Source organism: Citrobacter telavivensis (genome assembly GCF_041807075.1).
GTDB classification, from domain to species: Bacteria; Pseudomonadota; Gammaproteobacteria; order Enterobacterales; family Enterobacteriaceae; genus Citrobacter_A; species Citrobacter_A telavivensis.
Genome location: NZ_JBGUBF010000004.1, coordinates 23,762 through 41,222 on the forward strand (window position 1 = coordinate 23,762; position 17,461 = coordinate 41,222).

At 52.7% G+C, this 17,461-nt stretch carries 18 protein-coding genes and 1 tRNA gene; 7 read left to right on the forward strand and 12 right to left on the reverse strand.

The window, feature by feature from the left end; translation table 11 throughout:
- Positions 1-7: 7 nt before the first annotated feature.
- Positions 8-487, forward strand: a complete 480-nt coding sequence (locus ACERJC_RS17275) for an Hcp family type VI secretion system effector (protein ID WP_373672146.1) — start codon at positions 8-10, stop codon at positions 485-487.
- Positions 488-977: 490 nt separating this feature from the next.
- Here the strand turns inward: ACERJC_RS17275 and ACERJC_RS17280 are convergent, their stop codons facing one another.
- The 3 genes from ACERJC_RS17280 to ACERJC_RS17290 all read right to left on the reverse strand — a co-directional run bounded on the left by ACERJC_RS17280 (position 978) and on the right by ACERJC_RS17290 (position 3,156).
- Positions 978-1,766: a lipoprotein YafT gene (locus ACERJC_RS17280; RefSeq protein ID WP_373672236.1), complete on the reverse strand. Its 789-nt coding sequence runs from the start codon at positions 1,764-1,766 to the stop codon at positions 978-980.
- 501 nt (positions 1,767-2,267) lie between these two features.
- Positions 2,268-2,343, reverse strand: a tRNA-Phe gene (locus tag ACERJC_RS17285).
- Positions 2,344-2,448: 105 nt separating this feature from the next.
- Positions 2,449-3,156, reverse strand: a complete 708-nt coding sequence (locus ACERJC_RS17290) for a DUF554 domain-containing protein (protein WP_152406004.1) — start codon at positions 3,154-3,156, stop codon at positions 2,449-2,451.
- Positions 3,157-3,583: 427 nt separating this feature from the next.
- On the opposite strand from ACERJC_RS17290, the gene ACERJC_RS17295 reads away from it, so the two are divergent.
- Entirely contained in the window at positions 3,584-5,719 is a 2,136-nt protein-coding gene (locus tag ACERJC_RS17295) for an ornithine decarboxylase (protein WP_373672147.1), read from the forward strand.
- Positions 5,720-5,814: 95 nt separating this feature from the next.
- Here the strand turns inward: ACERJC_RS17295 and ACERJC_RS17300 are convergent, their stop codons facing one another.
- From ACERJC_RS17300 to mutY, 4 genes are all read right to left on the reverse strand, one after another.
- Positions 5,815-7,071 carry a nucleoside permease gene (locus ACERJC_RS17300; RefSeq protein WP_286631572.1) on the reverse strand — a complete coding sequence of 419 codons (1,257 nt, stop codon included), beginning with the start codon at positions 7,069-7,071 and terminating at the stop codon, positions 5,815-5,817.
- Positions 7,072-7,287: 216 nt separating this feature from the next.
- Complete coding sequence (gene mltC / locus ACERJC_RS17305) at positions 7,288-8,370, reverse strand: membrane-bound lytic murein transglycosylase MltC (protein ID WP_152406399.1); 1,083 nt, start codon at positions 8,368-8,370, stop codon at positions 7,288-7,290.
- A gap of 178 nt (positions 8,371-8,548) precedes the next feature.
- Positions 8,549-8,821 carry an oxidative damage protection protein gene (locus tag ACERJC_RS17310; RefSeq protein ID WP_152406002.1) on the reverse strand — a complete coding sequence of 91 codons (273 nt, stop codon included), beginning with the start codon at positions 8,819-8,821 and terminating at the stop codon, positions 8,549-8,551.
- Positions 8,822-8,848: 27 nt separating this feature from the next.
- The gene (gene mutY, locus ACERJC_RS17315) at positions 8,849-9,901 is read right to left on the reverse strand and encodes an A/G-specific adenine glycosylase (protein ID WP_373672148.1); all 1,053 of its coding nucleotides are present in this window, start codon (positions 9,899-9,901) and stop codon (positions 8,849-8,851) included.
- Between the two features lie 162 nt (positions 9,902-10,063).
- On the opposite strand from mutY, the gene trmB reads away from it, so the two are divergent.
- The 4 genes from trmB (at position 10,064) to ansB (ending at position 13,117) form a co-directional block, all read left to right on the forward strand.
- Complete coding sequence (gene trmB / locus ACERJC_RS17320) at positions 10,064-10,783, forward strand: tRNA (guanosine(46)-N7)-methyltransferase TrmB (protein WP_178824432.1); 720 nt, start codon at positions 10,064-10,066, stop codon at positions 10,781-10,783.
- Entirely contained in the window at positions 10,783-11,109 is a 327-nt protein-coding gene (locus ACERJC_RS17325) for a YggL family protein (protein ID WP_152405999.1), read from the forward strand. The genes trmB and ACERJC_RS17325 overlap by 1 nt, the downstream gene beginning before the upstream one ends.
- A 52-nt stretch (positions 11,110-11,161) precedes the next feature.
- A complete protein-coding gene (locus ACERJC_RS17330; protein WP_152405998.1) occupies positions 11,162-11,881 on the forward strand; it encodes a YggN family protein in 720 nt (239 codons plus the stop codon).
- Positions 11,882-12,070: 189 nt separating this feature from the next.
- Positions 12,071-13,117: an L-asparaginase 2 gene (ansB, locus tag ACERJC_RS17335; protein ID WP_152405997.1), complete on the forward strand. Its 1,047-nt coding sequence runs from the start codon at positions 12,071-12,073 to the stop codon at positions 13,115-13,117.
- Between the two features lie 39 nt (positions 13,118-13,156).
- On the opposite strand, the gene hemW is transcribed toward ansB, so the two are convergent.
- The 5 genes from hemW to ACERJC_RS17360 are packed head-to-tail and all read right to left on the reverse strand — an operon-like array spanning position 13,157 to position 16,463.
- Positions 13,157-14,293 carry a radical SAM family heme chaperone HemW gene (hemW, locus tag ACERJC_RS17340; RefSeq protein WP_286631568.1) on the reverse strand — a complete coding sequence of 379 codons (1,137 nt, stop codon included), beginning with the start codon at positions 14,291-14,293 and terminating at the stop codon, positions 13,157-13,159.
- The gene (locus ACERJC_RS17345; protein ID WP_152405995.1) at positions 14,286-14,879 is read right to left on the reverse strand and encodes an XTP/dITP diphosphatase; all 594 of its coding nucleotides are present in this window, start codon (positions 14,877-14,879) and stop codon (positions 14,286-14,288) included. The genes hemW and ACERJC_RS17345 overlap by 8 nt, the downstream gene beginning before the upstream one ends.
- 7 nt (positions 14,880-14,886) lie before the next feature.
- Positions 14,887-15,177, reverse strand: coding sequence for a DUF167 family protein YggU (yggU, locus tag ACERJC_RS17350; RefSeq protein WP_044255664.1), 291 nt, complete (start codon positions 15,175-15,177; stop codon positions 14,887-14,889).
- A complete protein-coding gene (locus tag ACERJC_RS17355) occupies positions 15,174-15,740 on the reverse strand; it encodes a YggT family protein (RefSeq protein ID WP_046497238.1) in 567 nt (188 codons plus the stop codon). Before ACERJC_RS17355 ends, yggU begins: the two co-directional genes overlap by 4 nt.
- Positions 15,741-15,758: 18 nt before the next feature.
- The gene (locus tag ACERJC_RS17360; protein ID WP_286631566.1) at positions 15,759-16,463 is read right to left on the reverse strand and encodes a YggS family pyridoxal phosphate-dependent enzyme; all 705 of its coding nucleotides are present in this window, start codon (positions 16,461-16,463) and stop codon (positions 15,759-15,761) included.
- A gap of 17 nt (positions 16,464-16,480) precedes the next feature.
- On the opposite strand from ACERJC_RS17360, the gene ACERJC_RS17365 reads away from it, so the two are divergent.
- Positions 16,481-17,461: a type IV pilus twitching motility protein PilT gene (locus ACERJC_RS17365; RefSeq protein WP_373672149.1), complete on the forward strand. Its 981-nt coding sequence runs from the start codon at positions 16,481-16,483 to the stop codon at positions 17,459-17,461.

A 17,461-nucleotide genomic window follows, 5' to 3' on the forward strand; every position in this document is an offset into this window, starting at 1 on the left:
GTTTAACATGGCAAATCTTGTTTATCTGACGCTGAATGGCGATCTTCAGGGGCTGATTTCAGCCGGTTGTTGTTCCCAGGCTTCAATCGGCAATAAGGCGCAGATTGCACATATGGACCAGATAATGGTAATGGGTATGAGTCACGGGCTGAGTCGGGCACAAAATGTGAACCATCTTGCACTTAACATTCAGAAACCAGTGGATAAATCAACACCTTTACTGAGTAAGGCTATTACCGAAAATGAATGTCTGACCTGCGATTTTGAATTTTATCGTACCAACCGTTTCGGGATTAATGAACTGTATTACAAAGTAAAACTCATTAAAGCGAGAATTTCAGATATCCATCTGTCAGTTCCACATTCCATTACCAATAGTGGCGGTCAACCAGAGGAAACCGTGTCGTTCACTTATGAGAGTATCACTCAGGAACATTGTATCGCTGGCACTAGCGCTTACAGTTTGTGGGAAGATCGGATTTTCTGATTATTCCGTATCTGAGGGGATGAATAACCAGATAAGTGTGAGGTTTAAATAATTGATAAAGTTAAGAAGGGTTTTTATGGATTATCATATTAATAATTAAAGATTTTTTGCTTTTATTTCAACGATGGTTGCTACTGGTTTTTACTATGGGGACAGTAAATGCATTCGACTATTTTACCACTCTATTTTTTTCAATAGTTATTGGTGTAATTTATACTTACGCCAAATTTATTAAATGATAATTATTGACGATATATGCTATCTTTAAATATCGTTCTTAACGAAATAATGGATTGACTAGCAGAACGTAAGACGTTGTTAGCGTCATTGCTGATGCAGGACCAGAATGTATGCAATATTGGCGCACAGGAAAAACCGTTCAACGAGTGGCTGGATGGCGTTTTAAATCACTGGCTGCCGCCGTAAATCACTGGCTGCCGCCGTAAATCACTGGCTGCCGCCGTAAATCACTGGCGGCAACCAATGCTGATTACTGGTAGCGGTTTACCAGATCCTTCATCATTGCTGCATACGTCTTTTGCTTAAGCTGAGTGATTTGTTGCTCTGTCACATCAGAGGGACCGACTTCTTTTTTCCCTGGTAGTGGTGGAAGCACTTTGTATTCATAATTGATCGGCGACCATGTGGCCCACTCGCCTGTTGCCACATCCACCAGAGTGAAGCGCACCAGGTAACGCAGTGAGATAATGTCGGTCAGTTTTTCATTTGTATAATCTGACCACACTGTTGATTTCAGGGCCGGGTCATACTTTTCTGTCTGCAATGTATCCTGATAAACGACGATGGCTTTCTGATGTCCTTTTGCGGCAACAAAACGCAGCGCCTGCATCCAGTTCATATTTTCAGCCACCGCGACATCCTGGCTCTCATCCCTATTTTTTTCTTTATTGCAGGTTACCGCTTTTTGCCTGTCCGGGATGCCAGAAAATGTTGCGATAGTATAATATTTCCGCATCTCTTCTTGCATAGTAACTTCCGGCGCGCGACTGCCGGATTGCACCAGGATCACTGGGGAATTAAGTGGTACGCGGAACTTGTCTCCTTCCAGTGCTGCCTGAATGTCCTCTTCAGTTACGGCCAGTGTGGTTTCGTTGCCAAAAATATCTTTATCCGTCAATTGAGCAGAAAGGCTTTTACTGCTGACACTATTGTCTTTCCCGGATACTCCTGTTTTTTTCTCATCAATTGGGGAATGTGGTGCGCATCCTGCCAGTAACAAAGTGGCTGTACATAAAAAAAATATCGACCTGGAATTCATTTTCCAATCCTTCATTTGCTCTCAATATTGTTACGCGAGTTATCTGGGGTATTGTGTTCATTGTATACCCATATTTGAGGCTAACAAATATAATAAATATATTCATGATTCAGATATATATGGTAAAAATAAAAACTATTGTGAATAAAAATGAATTCACGTTCTGAAAACCGTACTCCACATATCTTTGAAAGTGAGTGTTTACGGTATTTCTGGTATCGCTTGATATTTTTAAGCTGTATGTAAGTATGCCCCCGCCGATATCAGTAAAAATGGATGGATAAAGAGGGATTAATATTCGGCAATATGGTGCTGGAGGTTTTGGACTGGGGCCTAATGTGTCAATGCACTTTCATAATGATTGCCAGGAGCTTCCCAAACAAAGATTAGGTCGATGCACAAGACAACTGACCAGATGTTGTCTTGTGGTAAAGAATCCAATAGCCATGACACATGCCACAAAAGCAAAAAACCAGCCCGTAGGCTGGTTCTTCTAAATAGTGGTGCCCGGACTCGGAATCGAACCAAGGACACGGGGATTTTCAATCCCCTGCTCTACCGACTGAGCTATCCGGGCAACGGGGCGCATTAAAACCGATCCGCCTCATTTCGTCAACGAAATTTCTTCAATTCGACGCAGACTGCACAATCTATCACCACTTTGCTGTTATTGCACGCATTCTCAAGCGAAATACGCGGTCCAGGCGGCGGAAATCGGCATGGCGAGGATCAGCGCCGGAAGCATATTGACCACGGCAAACATTTTGATTCCGCAGATGCGTAAACCGGTGGCGACCAGCAGCAATCCCCCGACCGAACTGAAATCGGCCATCATCGCGGGGGTGGTGAGCGGCAAAATGAGCGCCGCGCAGGTAGCCAGTGAAAGCTGGATGAGCAGCATCGGGGCAGAGATAACCGAAACGGCGATACCGAGCGAACAGGCGAAAATCATGGCGGTAAAGAAATCGAGGAAGGATTTGGCAATCAGGATACTCGGATCGCCGGTCATCCCTTCGCGCATCGCCCCAAAAATCCCCGTACCGCTGGCGCAGAAAAGAACAATGATGGCGACATAGTTCTGGATAAACGATTCATGGGGCTGCTTTTTACCCGGGCGCATAAAGAGCGTCTGCGCTTTCGCGACGGCGTTGTTGATCCCCTTTTCCAGATAGCAAAACTCACCAATTAACGCACCGACCAGCGTTGCCAACACCATAACCGGAAGATTGGCGCATTTGACCACCAGTAAGATACCAATGCCAAGTGACGCGAGACCGAAAATTGAGGTCATTGAGACGCGAATCCGTTCCGGTAAACGTTGGCTAAGAAGGGCACCAATAACGCCACCCACCAAAACGGCGCTGGCGTTAATAAAAGGTCCGATTACCACGTTAGCTCCTGTTAATTATTATGTCAGATTGCATTATTATGACCTGATTCTCATTTTCAGTGTTGTTTAACCGCAACAAGTGTGCATAAGAATTAAATCTTGCCCCTCCTGGTTAAAGGTGCCATGATTGCGCGAATTTTCTCCAGTCCGTTTGGGGCCGCACGGGATGAACGCTACACCTTCACATCACCTTTTGCATCGCCGCTTAGCGCGATGGCTACCCCTTCTCGTTATTCCTTCCCTTTTACTCACCATGCGGTGAGGGCAACGTATGCTCACTGCAGGACAACAGTAAAATCAGAAGCGGTCTGCTTTTACTGATGTCTGGCGGTCGGAGCTGGTGACCAGTTTGACCCAAACATCTCGTGGGGCAGGGCATTGAGCCTTGTCCGGGACTCTTATTCTCCCGAAACGGGTTTTTGCGCTTATGAAATCAATGAACATTGCCGCCAGTAGTGAACTGGTCTCTCGTTTATCTACTCATCGCGGCGTTGTGGCGCTGGACAGTACCGACTTCACCGATATCGCGGCGGTCGTCATGACCGTTGCCGATAGCCGTAGCGGCATTCTTGCTCTGCTCACACGTACGGGCTTTCATCTGCCGGTCTTTATTCTCACTGAAGAGAAAATGGATCTACCCGCAGGCGCGACGGCGCTCATTAGCGGAAATGCGCAGGAGTGGCTGGAGCTGGAATCAGCCGCCTGTCTGTATGAGGAAGACCTTCTGCCGCCGTTTTACGACACGCTGACGCAGTATGTGGAAATGAAGAACAGCACGTTCGCCTGTCCAGGGCATCAGCACGGTGCGTTCTTTAAAAAACACCCGGCCGGACGCCACTTCTATGACTTCTTTGGCGAAAATGTCTTTCGCGCGGATATGTGCAATGCCGACGTGAAGCTCGGCGATCTGTTGATTCACGAAGGTTCGGCCAAACATGCGCAGAAGTTTGCCGCAAAAGTCTTTCACGCCGATAAAACCTATTTCGTTCTGAACGGCACGTCGGCAGCGAATAAAGTGGTCACCAATGCGCTGCTGACGCGTGGCGATCTGGTGCTGTTCGATCGCAACAACCACAAATCGAATCATCACGGAGCGCTGATTCAGGCGGGGGCGACCCCGGTGTATCTGGAAGCCGCCCGTAACCCGTTTGGTTTTATCGGCGGGATCGATGAACACTGCTTCGATGAAGCGTATCTGCGCGAACAGATCCGTGAAGTGGCAGCGGATAAGGCGGAGCTGCCGCGCCCCTTCAGACTGGCAATCATCCAGTTGGGAACCTACGACGGAACTATCTACAACGCACGTCAGGTGATCGACAAAATCGGTCATCTCTGTGACTACATCCTGTTCGACTCAGCCTGGGTTGGCTATGAGCAGTTTATCCCGATGATGGCCGACGGTTCGCCGCTGCTGCTGGAATTGAATGAAAACGATCCGGGTATTTTCGTCACCCAGTCGGTGCACAAGCAGCAGGCCGGGTTCTCGCAGACTTCACAGATCCACAAGAAAGATAATCACATTCGCGGCCAGGCGCGTTTCTGCCCGCATAAGCGGCTGAACAATGCGTTTATGCTGCACGCCTCAACCAGTCCGTTCTACCCGCTGTTTGCCGCGCTGGACGTCAATGCCAAAATCCACGAAGGAGAGAGTGGCCGACGCCTGTGGGCAGAATGTGTGACGTTGGGAATTGAGGCGCGTAAGGCGATCCTTGATCGCTGTAAGCTGCTTCAGCCGTTCATTCCGCCGGTCGTTGACGGTCAGGCGTGGCAGTCGTGTCCCACCGAGGTAATTGCCCGTGAGCGGCGCTTCTTCAGCTTTGCACCGGGCGCAAAATGGCATGGTTTTGAAGGGTATGCCGACGACCAGTATTTTGTCGATCCGTGCAAGCTGCTGCTCACCACGCCGGGCATTGATGCACAGACAGGGCGTTATACTGATTTTGGTATTCCGGCGACCATTCTGGCTCATTACCTGCGCGAGAACGGTATTGTGCCGGAGAAATGCGATCTCAACTCGATTCTGTTCCTGCTGACGCCCGCCGAGAGTCCGGAAAAGATGGCGCATTTGACGGCGATGCTGGCGCAATTCGAACAACATATTGAAGACGATACCCCGCTTGCAGAGGTACTTCCGACCATCTTCAATAAATATCCGGTGCGCTACCGCGACTACACCCTGCGCGAACTGTGCCAGGAGATGCACGATCTGTACGTTAGCTTTGACGTGAAGGATCTGCAAAAAGCGATGTTCCGTCAGGAGAGCTTCCCGGCGGTGGCGCTGAATCCGCAGGATGCGCACAGCGCTTTTATTCGCGGTGATGTTGAACTGGTGCGCATTCGTGATGCCGAAGGCCGTATCGCGGCGGAAGGGGCGCTGCCATATCCTCCTGGTGTGCTGTGCGTGGTGCCGGGCGAAGTGTGGGGCGGGGCGGTACAGCGTTATTTCCTGGCGCTGGAAGAAGGGGTCAATATGCTGCCGGGGTTCTCGCCGGAGTTGCAGGGCGTTTACAGTGAAACCGATGCTGACGGAATTAAGCGGTTGTATGGGTATGTTTTGAAGTAATCGAAGGAGAATGCCGGATGGCGCTTGCGCTTATCCGGCCTGGTATTCGGTGTAGGCCGGATAAGACGCGAAAGCGTCGCCATCCGGCAGAGAGATTAATGTGCGACGGTCTGCGTGCCGGTCGGTACGCGAACGTGTTTGTACTTAAACAGCGCCACGAAGGCAAAGGCCAGAACCAGCGAGTAGCCGGCAAAAATCAGCCACACGGTTTGCCAGTCGGTAATGCCGTTCAGAGTGTAATACTCCACCACTTTCCCGCTCACTACGCCGCCGAGGATACAGCCGAAGCCGTTGGTCATCATCAGGAACATGCCCTGCGCACTGGCGCGAATTTCGGGGCGAACTTCTTTCTCAACGAATACCGAACCGGAGATGTTGAAGAAGTCGAAGGCGCAGCCATAAACAATCATCGACAGAACCAGCAGTACGGTACCAAACGGGCTTGGGTCGCCATAGGCGAACAGGCCGAAGCGCAACATCCACGCTACGATGCTGATCAGCATCACGTTCTTGATACCGTAACGGCTCAGGAAAAACGGAATGGTGAGGATGAACAGCGTTTCGGAGATCTGCGAGATCGACATCATCACCGACGCGTGCTCAACGATAAAGCTTCCAGAGAACAGCGGGTTGTTATCGAAGCTGTGCAGGAAGGTGTTCCCGAACATGTTGGTAATTTGCAGTTCCGCGCCGAGCATCATCGAGAAGATGAAGAAGATCGCCATGCGCTTGTTCTTAAACAGCGCGAAAGCATCCAGACCCAGCATCGAGGTCCAGCTTTGATTCTTCTGCTGATTCGCCACCGGGATGTGCGGCAGGGTCAACGTAAACAGCACCAGTATCACAGAGAGCGCGGCGCCAATATACAGTTGCATATGGCTCAGTTCGAAGCCGGAGAAACTCACGGCCCACATGGCGACGATAAAACCGATGGTGCCCCAGATACGAATCGGCGGGAAGTCGGTGATAATGTCCATGCCTGCGTTCTGCAAGCGATAATAGGAAATGGTGTTGATAAGCCCAAGCGTTGGCATATACGCCAGCGAGTTAAGCAGGATGACGAAGAACATCGCTCCCGGCGTGGTGACTTCGGCGGCGATGAACAGCGTTATCGCGCCCACCACGTGACAGATGGCGTAGACCCATTTTGCACTGAGCCACTTGTCCGCCACAATACCCAAAAGCGTCGGCATCAGAACCGCCGCGATCCCCAGTGAACTGTAGACTGCACCAATAGAAGCACCGTCAAATTTGAGGGTGACAAACATATAGGATCCGAGGGTTGTCAGCCAACTTCCCCACAGGCAGAACTGCAGAAAAGAGAGTATTTTCAGCTGCAGCTTAAGATTCATGTTAATTTCCTCACACCATAAGGCGAATGGATGTTTCGATTGGCACAAATGCCGTTGCTGTATGATGTGATTCTATCAATGACTGTGGGCGATTTTTTGTTACCTGTGACAAATAATTGCAAAACAATTCCCTTTTGCAATGCTAAAGGGTGATGGTTGTCACGATTTCTTGACTCACCCGCTCACCGTTTTATCGGGAGCGGGGGAAGAGGGGGATCAGTTCCGCCGATAGGTTTTTTGCGCGGAATTGACTTTATACAGGTAGCGGCGCGATTCAGAAGAGGGATGACGCGTGGTTAACGTCTGGTACACATCCCCTGGCGTCATGCTGTTGATGATCGTCGCGGCCTGCACTTTATCACTGGAGAAGACGCGCAGTACGCTGCCCGCCCCGCCGTTGTAGGCGGTGATTACCGCATAGCGTCGCGAGGTGGGATTATCGATTCCGCCCAGATAGACATTATTGAGCATCGCCAGATATGCGGTGCCGGTATCAATATTGCTGGCCGGATCGAACAGTTCACTGCGGCTCGGCGTACCGGAGCGGCCCTGCGAGCGATAAACGTCTTTCCCGGCGGTATGCTGAACCACCTGCATCAGACCCAGCGCATCGGAACGGCTCACGGCGTACGGGTTGAAGGATGACTCCGTCTGCATAATCGCCAGAATCAGCGACTCATCAATGCCATATTTATGGGACGCCTTGCGCACCATGCCGAGGTACTTATGCGCACGTTTATCCAGGTGGTTCGGCACCAGATTAATCGTCACGCTGAAAATCATGCGGATCCCGTTGCTGCGGCTTTTCATCCGCGTTTGCAGCAGGTAATCGGCGAAGTTCGTAGCCCGGCCTTCCCAGCGGATGGGTTGTCCCGTGTGATCGAGCACCTGACCGTACAAGAACGGTTCTCTGGAGATCTGAATGTCATCGACGTCAGAGTAGAGGTCGACAGAGGTGGGATCGTCACCCATCAGCAGCGTTTTAATAATGGCGCGACGTAAATGCGCCGCGGGCTCCGTCCCGGCGATGGTCTCAACGGTTATGGTCCCGTCGTCAAAGTTGATATGGCTGCGGGTCTGATATTGATCGGTGTACTTCACGTAGTCCTTCGGACCGGCGATCAGCACTTCCTGATAACCCCACAGATTCTCAATGTTGTGGGCAAACTGCCCCATGAGAATGTCAAAACCGTTGGTATCCTTGACCCAGGCTTCGTTATAAGAATCGCCTTTTTTGGTCGAGCTGGAACAGGAGATGAGCAACGGCGCAATAACGGCAAGCGCGAGAAATTTTTTCATCATTCCGGGAGTGCGTGTTGTGTTTGTCGTTGTGCCATTTTGCCGGATAGCGTCATCATTGATCGACCTACGAATCGTGCCCGCCCAGGTCGGACAAGGCATTTACGCTGCCTCCGGCTTCTTTGCATTGCCCGATGGCGCTGCGCTTATCGGGCCTGGAAAATTAGCGCTATAGGCGTTATTTACCTTCCGGCGTATAACCTTCGATATGCACGTCTTTACCTTCAAACAGGAAGTTGATCATCTCCTGTTCCAGCAGTTTGCGGTGCTCGACGTTCATCATACTGAGTTTCTTTTCGTTGATCAGCATGGTCTGCTTGTGCTGCCACTGCGCCCATGCTTCTTTTGAAATCTCGTTATAAATGCGTTTTCCCAGTTCGCCCGGGTACAGCTGAAAATCCTGTCCTTCTGCTTCACGCTGCAGGAAAGTGCAAAAAATCGTTCTGCTCATAACTCATCCTCTTCATCGTCCGGTGCGTTAAACGGGGGCACCGGTACGTAACTGCTGTAATAAACGCTCCACCGGAGCCGCCAGGCCAACGGATGGCGGTTGCGCTAAGTTATACCAGAGCGCGTTGCCTTCATCCATGCATGAACCGCATGAGGACACAGTAAGCCACATAGGCACAATATCCAGATGGAAATGGCTGAAGGTATGGCGAAACGCGTTAAGTTGGGTCAAATTATCAGCGTTAACATGCCGTTGTGCCAGCCATTCCCGTAATTCCTCTTCACTGGCAAACTGCGGGAAACAGAATAAGCCACCCCATAGTCCGCTCGGCGGGCGCTGCGCCAGCAGGACGTCATCCTGATGTTGCAACAGCAGAAAATAACTTGTCCGCTCTGGCAGCGTCTGCTTTGGCTTCTTGCCGGGATAGTGCGACCAGCTGTCGTTCGCATAGGCGATACAGCCGTTCTGCAACGGGCACAGCGAGCATTTCGGTTTTGAGCGCGTGCACACCATCGCGCCTAAATCCATCATCGCCTGGTTAAAACGCTCCACGCCCTTCACCGGCGTTACCTGTTCGCTCAGATCCCAGAGCGTTTTCTCGACCTCTTTTTTACCTGGCCAGCCGCTAACAGCATAGCAGCGCGCCAGCACGCGCTTAACGTTGCCGTCAAGAATCGGAAAAGGTTTACCCAGCGAGAGTGACAGCACGGCGCCTGCGGTTGAACGTCCGACGCCGGGGAGCGCCGCAACCTCTTCAAAGGTTTCCGGGAAAACGCCCTTATGCAGTGTGGCAACCTGTTGCGCCGCTTTGTGCAGGTTGCGCGCCCGGGCATAGTAGCCGAGCCCGGTCCACAGGTGGAGCACTTCATCCAGCGGCGCGTTGGCAAGATCGGTCACCGTCGGAAAATGGACCATAAACCGTTCAAAATAAGGGATAACCGTCGTAACCTGAGTCTGTTGCAGCATCACTTCTGAGAGCCATACTTTGTAAGGCGTCTTATCAATTTGCCAGGGCAGGGTTTTTCGCCCGTATTTATCGTACCAGTCCAGAACCTGGGCTGAAAATTGAGACGCTTGCATGGTCACCGAATTCATTATTGTTGGGGGCAAGATTGCAGCACAGAGGCAACAGGCTGTAAACCGGAACTTTCCGCAGCGTGACCGCTTCCTTTACTTGCATCCGGCAACTAACTTTGGATAATGCCCGTTTTCAGACCTTAATCACAAGCAGACTTAACTTTTATGAAAAACGACGTCATCTCACCGGAATTTGATGAAAACGGCCGTCCACTGCGCCGGATTCGTAGTTTTGTTCGTCGCCAGGGGCGACTGACCAAAGGGCAGGAACACGCGCTGGAAAACTACTGGCCGGTGATGGGCGTTGAGTTCAGCGAAGAACCTGTGGATTTCGCGACGTTGTTTGACCGTGAAGCGCCGGTCACGCTTGAGATTGGCTTCGGTATGGGCGCTTCTCTGGTGGCGATGGCGAAAGCGCGTGCGGAGCAAAATTTCCTCGGTATTGAAGTTCATTCACCGGGCGTGGGCGCCTGTCTGGCGTCGGCCCATGAAGAGGGCGTTGAGAACCTGCGCGTGATGTGTCATGACGCGGTCGAAGTCCTGCATAAAATGATTCCTGACAATTCTTTAACGATGGTTCAGCTCTTTTTCCCTGACCCGTGGCACAAAGCGCGTCATAATAAACGCCGTATCGTTCAGGTGCCGTTTGCTGAGTTGGTCAAAAGCAAACTGAAGCTGGGCGGCGTGTTCCACATGGCGACTGACTGGGAAGCTTATGCAGAGCACATGCTTGAAGTGATGTCCTCCATTGACGGGTATAAAAACCTGTCAGAGAGTAACGATTATGTACCGCGCCCACCATCGCGCCCGGTAACCAAATTTGAACAACGTGGCCATCGTCTTGGCCACGGCGTATGGGACTTAATGTTCGAGAGGGTGAAATAATGGCAAAGAACCGTAGCCGTCGTCTGCGTAAAAAAATGCACATCGACGAATTCCAGGAATTAGGGTTTTCGGTTGCATGGCGTTTTCCGGAAGGCACATCTGAAGAGCAGGTTGATAAAACCGTTGATGATTTTATCAATGACGTTATTGAACCGAACAAGCTGGCTTTTGACGGCAGCGGTTATCTGGCCTGGGAAGGTCTGATCTGCATGCAGGAAATCGGCAAATGCACTGAAGAGCATCAGGCGATTGTGCGTAAGTGGCTGGAAGAGCAAAAACTTGAAGAAGTGCGTACCAGCGAACTTTTCGACGTTTGGTGGGACTAACAACGCATACGGGGCCAGCATTTGCTGGCCCGATTTGTCTTGAGGGAAAGTTATGATGCGCAAAACGCTGCTGGCGGCAGCTCTTTCTGTAACAGCGATGACCGCTCATGCAGACTACCAGTGCAGCGTCACGCCGCGTGACGATGTGATTCTGAGCCCACAGACGGTGCAGGTGAAGGGTGAAAACGGCAACCTGGTGATCACGCCGGATGGCAACGTGATGTTTAACGGTAAGCAATACACGCTGAGCGCCGCACAGCGCGAGCAGGCGAAAGATTACCAGGCTGAACTGCGCAGCGCGCTGCCGTGGATTGATGAAGGTGCCAGAAATCGTGTCGAAAAAGGGCGCGCGGCACTGGATAAAATTATTGCCAAAGAAGTCGGCGAGAGCAGCAACATGCGGGGTCGTCTGACGAAACTGGATGCCCAGTTGAAAGCGCAGATGAACCGGATTATCGAGCATCGTACCGACGGTTTGACCTTCCACTACAAGGCTATCGATCAGGTTCGTGCTGATGGTCAGCAGTTGGTGAACCAGGCGATGGGCGGCATTTTACAGGACAGCATCAACGAAATGGGTGCGAAAGCCGTCCTGAAAGGCGGCGGTAATCCGCTGCAGGGCGTGCTTGGCAGCCTCGGCGGACTACAGACGGCGATTCAGGACGAATGGAAGAATCAGGAAAAAGATTTCCAGCAGTTCGGTAAAGACGTGTGCAGCCGCGTGGTGACGCTGGAAGATAACCGCAAGGCGCTGGTCAGCACCCTTAAATAATTTTTTTATATAAAACAATGGTACAGATCGTCTCTGTGCCATTTTCTTTTGCCTTTCTGCTTCGTTTTGATATCCACCTCTAAATTTAACAATCTGGCAGATACATTTATCTGGTTAATTGGATGAAATCACATTATTCGTCTCTGGCATTGGGATAATGCGGCAAATTCACGTAACTGGAGAAATAACATGGAGTTTTTCAGGAAAACGGTACTCGCTGCACTGGTGATGGGCTTCAGCGGTGCTGCGCTCGCCTTACCGAACGTTACTATTTTAGCGACCGGCGGGACCATTGCCGGCGGCGGTGACTCTGCAACCAAATCCAACTATACGGCGGGTAAGGTCGGCGTAGAGAATCTGGTCAGAGCCGTACCGCAGCTTAAGGATATTGCCAACGTTAAAGGCGAGCAGGTCGTCAATATTGGTTCACAGGATATGAACGACGACGTCTGGCTAACCCTGGCGAAAAAGATCAATACCGAGTGTGACAGCACCGACGGTTTCGTGATTACCCATGGTACAGATACGATGGAAGAGACGGCTTACTTCCTCGATCTGACCGTTAAATGCAACAAGCCGGTGGTGCTGGTTGGCGCGATGCGCCCGTCTACCGGAATGAGCGCGGACGGTCCGTTCAACCTCTATAACGCCGTGGTAACGGCGGCGGATAAAGCCTCTGCCAATCGCGGTGTGCTGGTGGTGATGAACGACACCGTGCTTGACGGTCGCGACGTGACCAAGACCAATACGACGGATGTGGCGACCTTCAAATCCGTAAACTACGGACCGTTGGGCTACATTCATAACGGCAAAATCGACTACCAGCGTACGCCTGCGCGTAAGCACACCACCTCCACGCCATTCGATGTTTCTAAACTGAACGCGCTGCCGAAAGTCGGTATCATCTATAACTACGCGAATGCGTCAGATCTTCCGGCAAAAGCGCTGGTGGATGCGGGGTATGATGGGATTGTGAGCGCCGGTGTGGGTAACGGCAACCTGTACAAAACCGTCTTCGATACGCTGGCGACCGCCGCGCATAAAGGGACGGTTGTGGTGCGTTCTTCCCGCGTACCGACCGGCTCAACCACTCAGGATGCTGAAATCGATGATGCGAAGTACGGTTTCGTTGCCTCAGGTTCTCTGAACCCGCAGAAGGCCCGCGTACTGCTGCAACTGGCATTGACCCAGACCAAAGATCCGAAACAGATCCAGACAATGTTTAATCAGTATTAATCTCACAGGCCGGGTCACCGCCCGGCCTGATTTTTTGCATCACTCAGCGAGAAAAAGCTCAAGCAGCGAGTTTAAGAACAGCTTGCCGTGCTGGGTGATTTGCCAGGACGTCTCGCACTCCGTCAGATATCCCTGGGCAATGGCCTCATCAAGCGGCTGACGAATCACCGCTTCAGACAGCCCCGTATACAGCGTAAACTCTGCGCGCGGCGCGGCTTCCAGCAGACGGAAGCGGTTCATAAAGAATTCAAACGGCTTATCAGCCTGCTCCACGTCGCGCTGGCTTTCGAGATAACGTCCCTGCATATAACCGCGCGGATGGCGCGTTTTGGTGGTGCGCAGAATGCGCCCATCGGGGAACGTGACTTTACCGTGTGCCCCGCAACCAATGCCCAGATAATCACCAAAGCGCCAGTAGTTCAGGTTGTGCTGACACTGGTAGCCCGGTCTGGCATAGGCAGAGGTTTCATACTGCTGATAACCGGCAGCGGTTAACAGCTGGTGGCCCTGCTCGAAGATGTCCCACAGCGCATCATCATCGGGTAACACCGGTGGACGAGAACCAAATAGCGTGTTTGGTTCAATCGTCAGTTGATACCACGAGAGGTGCGGCGGATTCAGCGCAATCGCCTGGCGCAGGTCATCCAGCGCGTCGTCCAGCGACTGATCCGGCAGGCCGTGCATCAGGTCGAGGTTAAAGCTGCGCAGACCTAACCCGCTGGCGAGGTTCGCCGCGCGACAGGCTTCCTGTGGACCGTGAATGCGTCCCAGACGCTTCAGTTTCGGTTCACTAAAGCTCTGCACACCGATGGAGATTCGGTTCACCCCGGCATGCTGATAATCGACAAAGCGATCGGCTTCGACCGTACCCGGATTCGCTTCCATCGTAATTTCCGCATCCGCTGCCAGATTCAGGCGCGCACGCACGCCATCCAGCAGCGTTTGCATCGCCGGGCCAGAAAGCAGGCTCGGCGTACCGCCACCGATAAAAATGGTCTTTACTTCACGGTCCTGCGCATACGCAACGTCCGTGTCGAGATCGTTCAGCAGATGCCGGACGTAATCATCGTGCGGGACTTCACCTTTTAACGCATGCGAATTGAAATCACAGTACGGGCATTTTTGCACGCACCACGGGATGTGAATGTAGAGACTCAGCGGTGGCAACTTAACCATTACGTAAGGCTTCCAGCAGCAGTTTCAGCGCCTGCCCACGGTGGGAGATCGCGCTTTTCTCTTCGCGCGTCAGTTCGGCGGCGGTTTTGCCTTCTGAAGGCACGAAGAAGACGGGGTCATAGCCAAAGCCGCCGTTGCCTGCTGCCGTATGGGCGATCGTGCCCGGCCAACTGCCGTGGCACACCAGCGGCGTAGGATCGTCGGCGTGACGCAGATAGACCAGCACGCAGTGAAAGCGTGCCTGACGTCGATCGTCCGGTACATCCTTCAGAGTAAGCAACAGTTTTTCCAGGTTCTGTTGATCGGTCGCGTCTTCGCCGGCATAGCGCGCGGAGTAGATGCCTGGCGCGCCGCCCAGCGCGTCAACGGCCAGACCTGAGTCGTCGGCAATTGCCGGCAACCCGGTTATCTGCGCGGCGTGACGTGCTTTCAGGATCGCATTTTCAATAAAGGTCAGCCCGGTCTCTTCGGCAGAATCAACGCCAAGATCGGTTTGCGCCACTACATCGAGCCCAAAATCGCTGAGCAGCGACGCGAGCTCACGCACTTTACCGGCATTGCCGGTTGCGAGGACAACTTTTTGCATAGGATACCTAATCAGTTAACGCCGCGACTTCTGGCGGGATCTGTTGCGGATGAATGATTTTAACCTGTTTATGGCGGCCAAGTTCGCCCTTTTCAATGACAACCTGGCTCTTTGCCACGCGGAACTGCTTGCCGAGAAACTTCACCAGATGACTGTTTGCCTGGCCGTCCACCGGCGGGGCGGTAATGGCGACTTTCAGTTCGTCGCCATGTAAACCAACAATGCTGTCGCGGCTGGCTTTCGGCTGAATATAGAGCCGTAAGACCAGTCCATCATCACAGCGTGTCACCGCACTCATAGCGCCATCCACAGCCCCGGCAGCAACATGTTACCGGTTGCCTGCAGAACCTCACCAATCCCCATGTTGATGACATACAACAGCAGGACGAGAACCATTGGCGAGAAATCGATGCCGCCCATCCCCGGGAGAATACGACGAATCGGGCGCAGCAGCGGATCGGCCAGTTGAATCAGCACATACTCAATCGGGCTACGACCCTGGCTTACCCAGCTCATAATGGCCATCACCAGCAGTACCCAGAAGATCAGCAGGCCAATGGTTTTGAGCACGATCAGCACGGCGGCGATCCAGACGATCGGCAGGAAGGTCACCACTTTAAACAGCACTATCGCTTTGATAAAGCTGAGGATAAACGCAACCAACAGCGATGCGCTGTCGACCGGTCCCATCGGGGGAATAATACGGCGCAGCGGCCCAATAATCGGTTGCGTCACTTTCACCACAAACTGGGAGAAAGGATTGTAAAAGTCACAGCGAGCCCATTGCATCCACACGCGCAATAACAGCACCATGGTGTACAGCTCAATTACCGTTGAGAGCAAGAAGGTCAACGTATTCATGGCGTTCCTCAGATTTCCTTAATTTTTTGTGTAATCACGTGCACCAAAAATGGCGGTGCCGATACGTACCATCGTGCTACCTGCCGCAATGGCGGCTTCCATATCGTCCGACATACCCAGCGACAGGGTATCGACGTCAGGATAGCGCGTTTTCAGCCCGGCAAATGCTACAGCCATTTGGCGGGCAACTTCAAACTGCCTTACATAATCTGACTCTGGGGCGGGGATCGCCATCAGACCACGCAGACGAAGGTGAGGTAATTCGGCGACCTCTGCGGCAAGTGCATCCAGTTCCTCCAGCGGAATGCCAGACTTACTGTTCTCATCGCTGATGTTGATTTGAATCAGCACGTTCAGCGGTGCCAGTTCTGCCGGACGCTGTTCGCTCAGGCGGGTAGCAATGCGCAGGCGATCGAGGGTATGACACCAGTCAAAATGCTCAGCCACCAGACGGCTTTTGTTGGACTGTAACGGGCCAATAAAGTGCCATTGCAGGCCTGTGATTCCTTTCTCGCGAAAGTGGCGAATTTTCTCTACCCCTTCCTGCACGTAATTCTCACCAAAGGCCTGCTGACCAGCAGCGATGGCTTCTTCGATGGCGCTCGCAGGTTTGGTTTTGCTCACTGCAAGTAACGTAACTTCCTCTGAAGCACGCCCGCAACGCAATGCGGCGGCTGAGATTTTGTCCCGGACCTGTGCCAGGTTATGCGCGATATCGTTCATTTTCCGAGGATCTGTGTATGAATATGGAAGAAATTGTGGCCCTTAGTGTAAAGCATAACGTCTCGGATCTACACCTAAGCAATGCGTGGCCTGCGCGTTGGCGAAAACGAGGGCACATGGAACGCGCGCCCTTCACCGCAGCCGACATTACCGGACTGCTGACGGACTGGCTGGATGAAGGGCAACAGGCGACGTTACAGCAAAATGGGCAACTGGATTTCGCCGTTTCGCTTGCGGGAAACCTGCGGTTGCGGGCCAGCGCATTTCAGCAGCGGCAGGGGACGTCGCTGGCGCTGCGACTGCTGCCGACACAGTGCCCGACGCTGGAAATGCTGGAGACCCCCTCCGTGCTGCCTGAACTGCTCAGCAGCGAGAACGGCTTAATTCTGGTGACGGGGGCAACGGGCAGCGGGAAATCGACCACCCTGGCGGCGATGGTGGCGTGGTTGAATCAGCATGTCGATGGGCACATTCTGACGCTGGAAGATCCCATCGAGTATGTCTACACCAGCCAGCGCTGTCTGATTCAACAGCGTGAGGTGGGATTACATTGCGCCTCGTTTGCCGCGGGGTTGCGTGCGGCGCTGCGTGAAGATCCGGACGTTATCCTGCTGGGGGAGTTACGCGACAGCGAAACCATCCGTCTGGCGCTGACGGCGGCGGAAACGGGGCATCTGGTACTGGCGACACTGCATACGCGTGGCGCCGCGCAGGCGATCGAGCGGTTGATCGACTCTTTCCCGGCGCAGGAAAAAGAGCCGGTACGCAGCCAACTGGCAGGCAGCCTGCGCGCCGTACTGTCGCAAAAACTGGAGTCCGACAAGCAGGAGGGACGCGTTGCGCTATTTGAACTGCTGATTAACACCCCGGCGGCGGGGAATTTGATTCGGGAAGGGAAGTCCCACCAGTTGCCCCACGTCATTCAGACCGGGCAGCAGGTGGGGATGATGACCTTTGCTCAGAGCCTGCAACAGCGACAGGCGCAGGGAAGGCTTTGA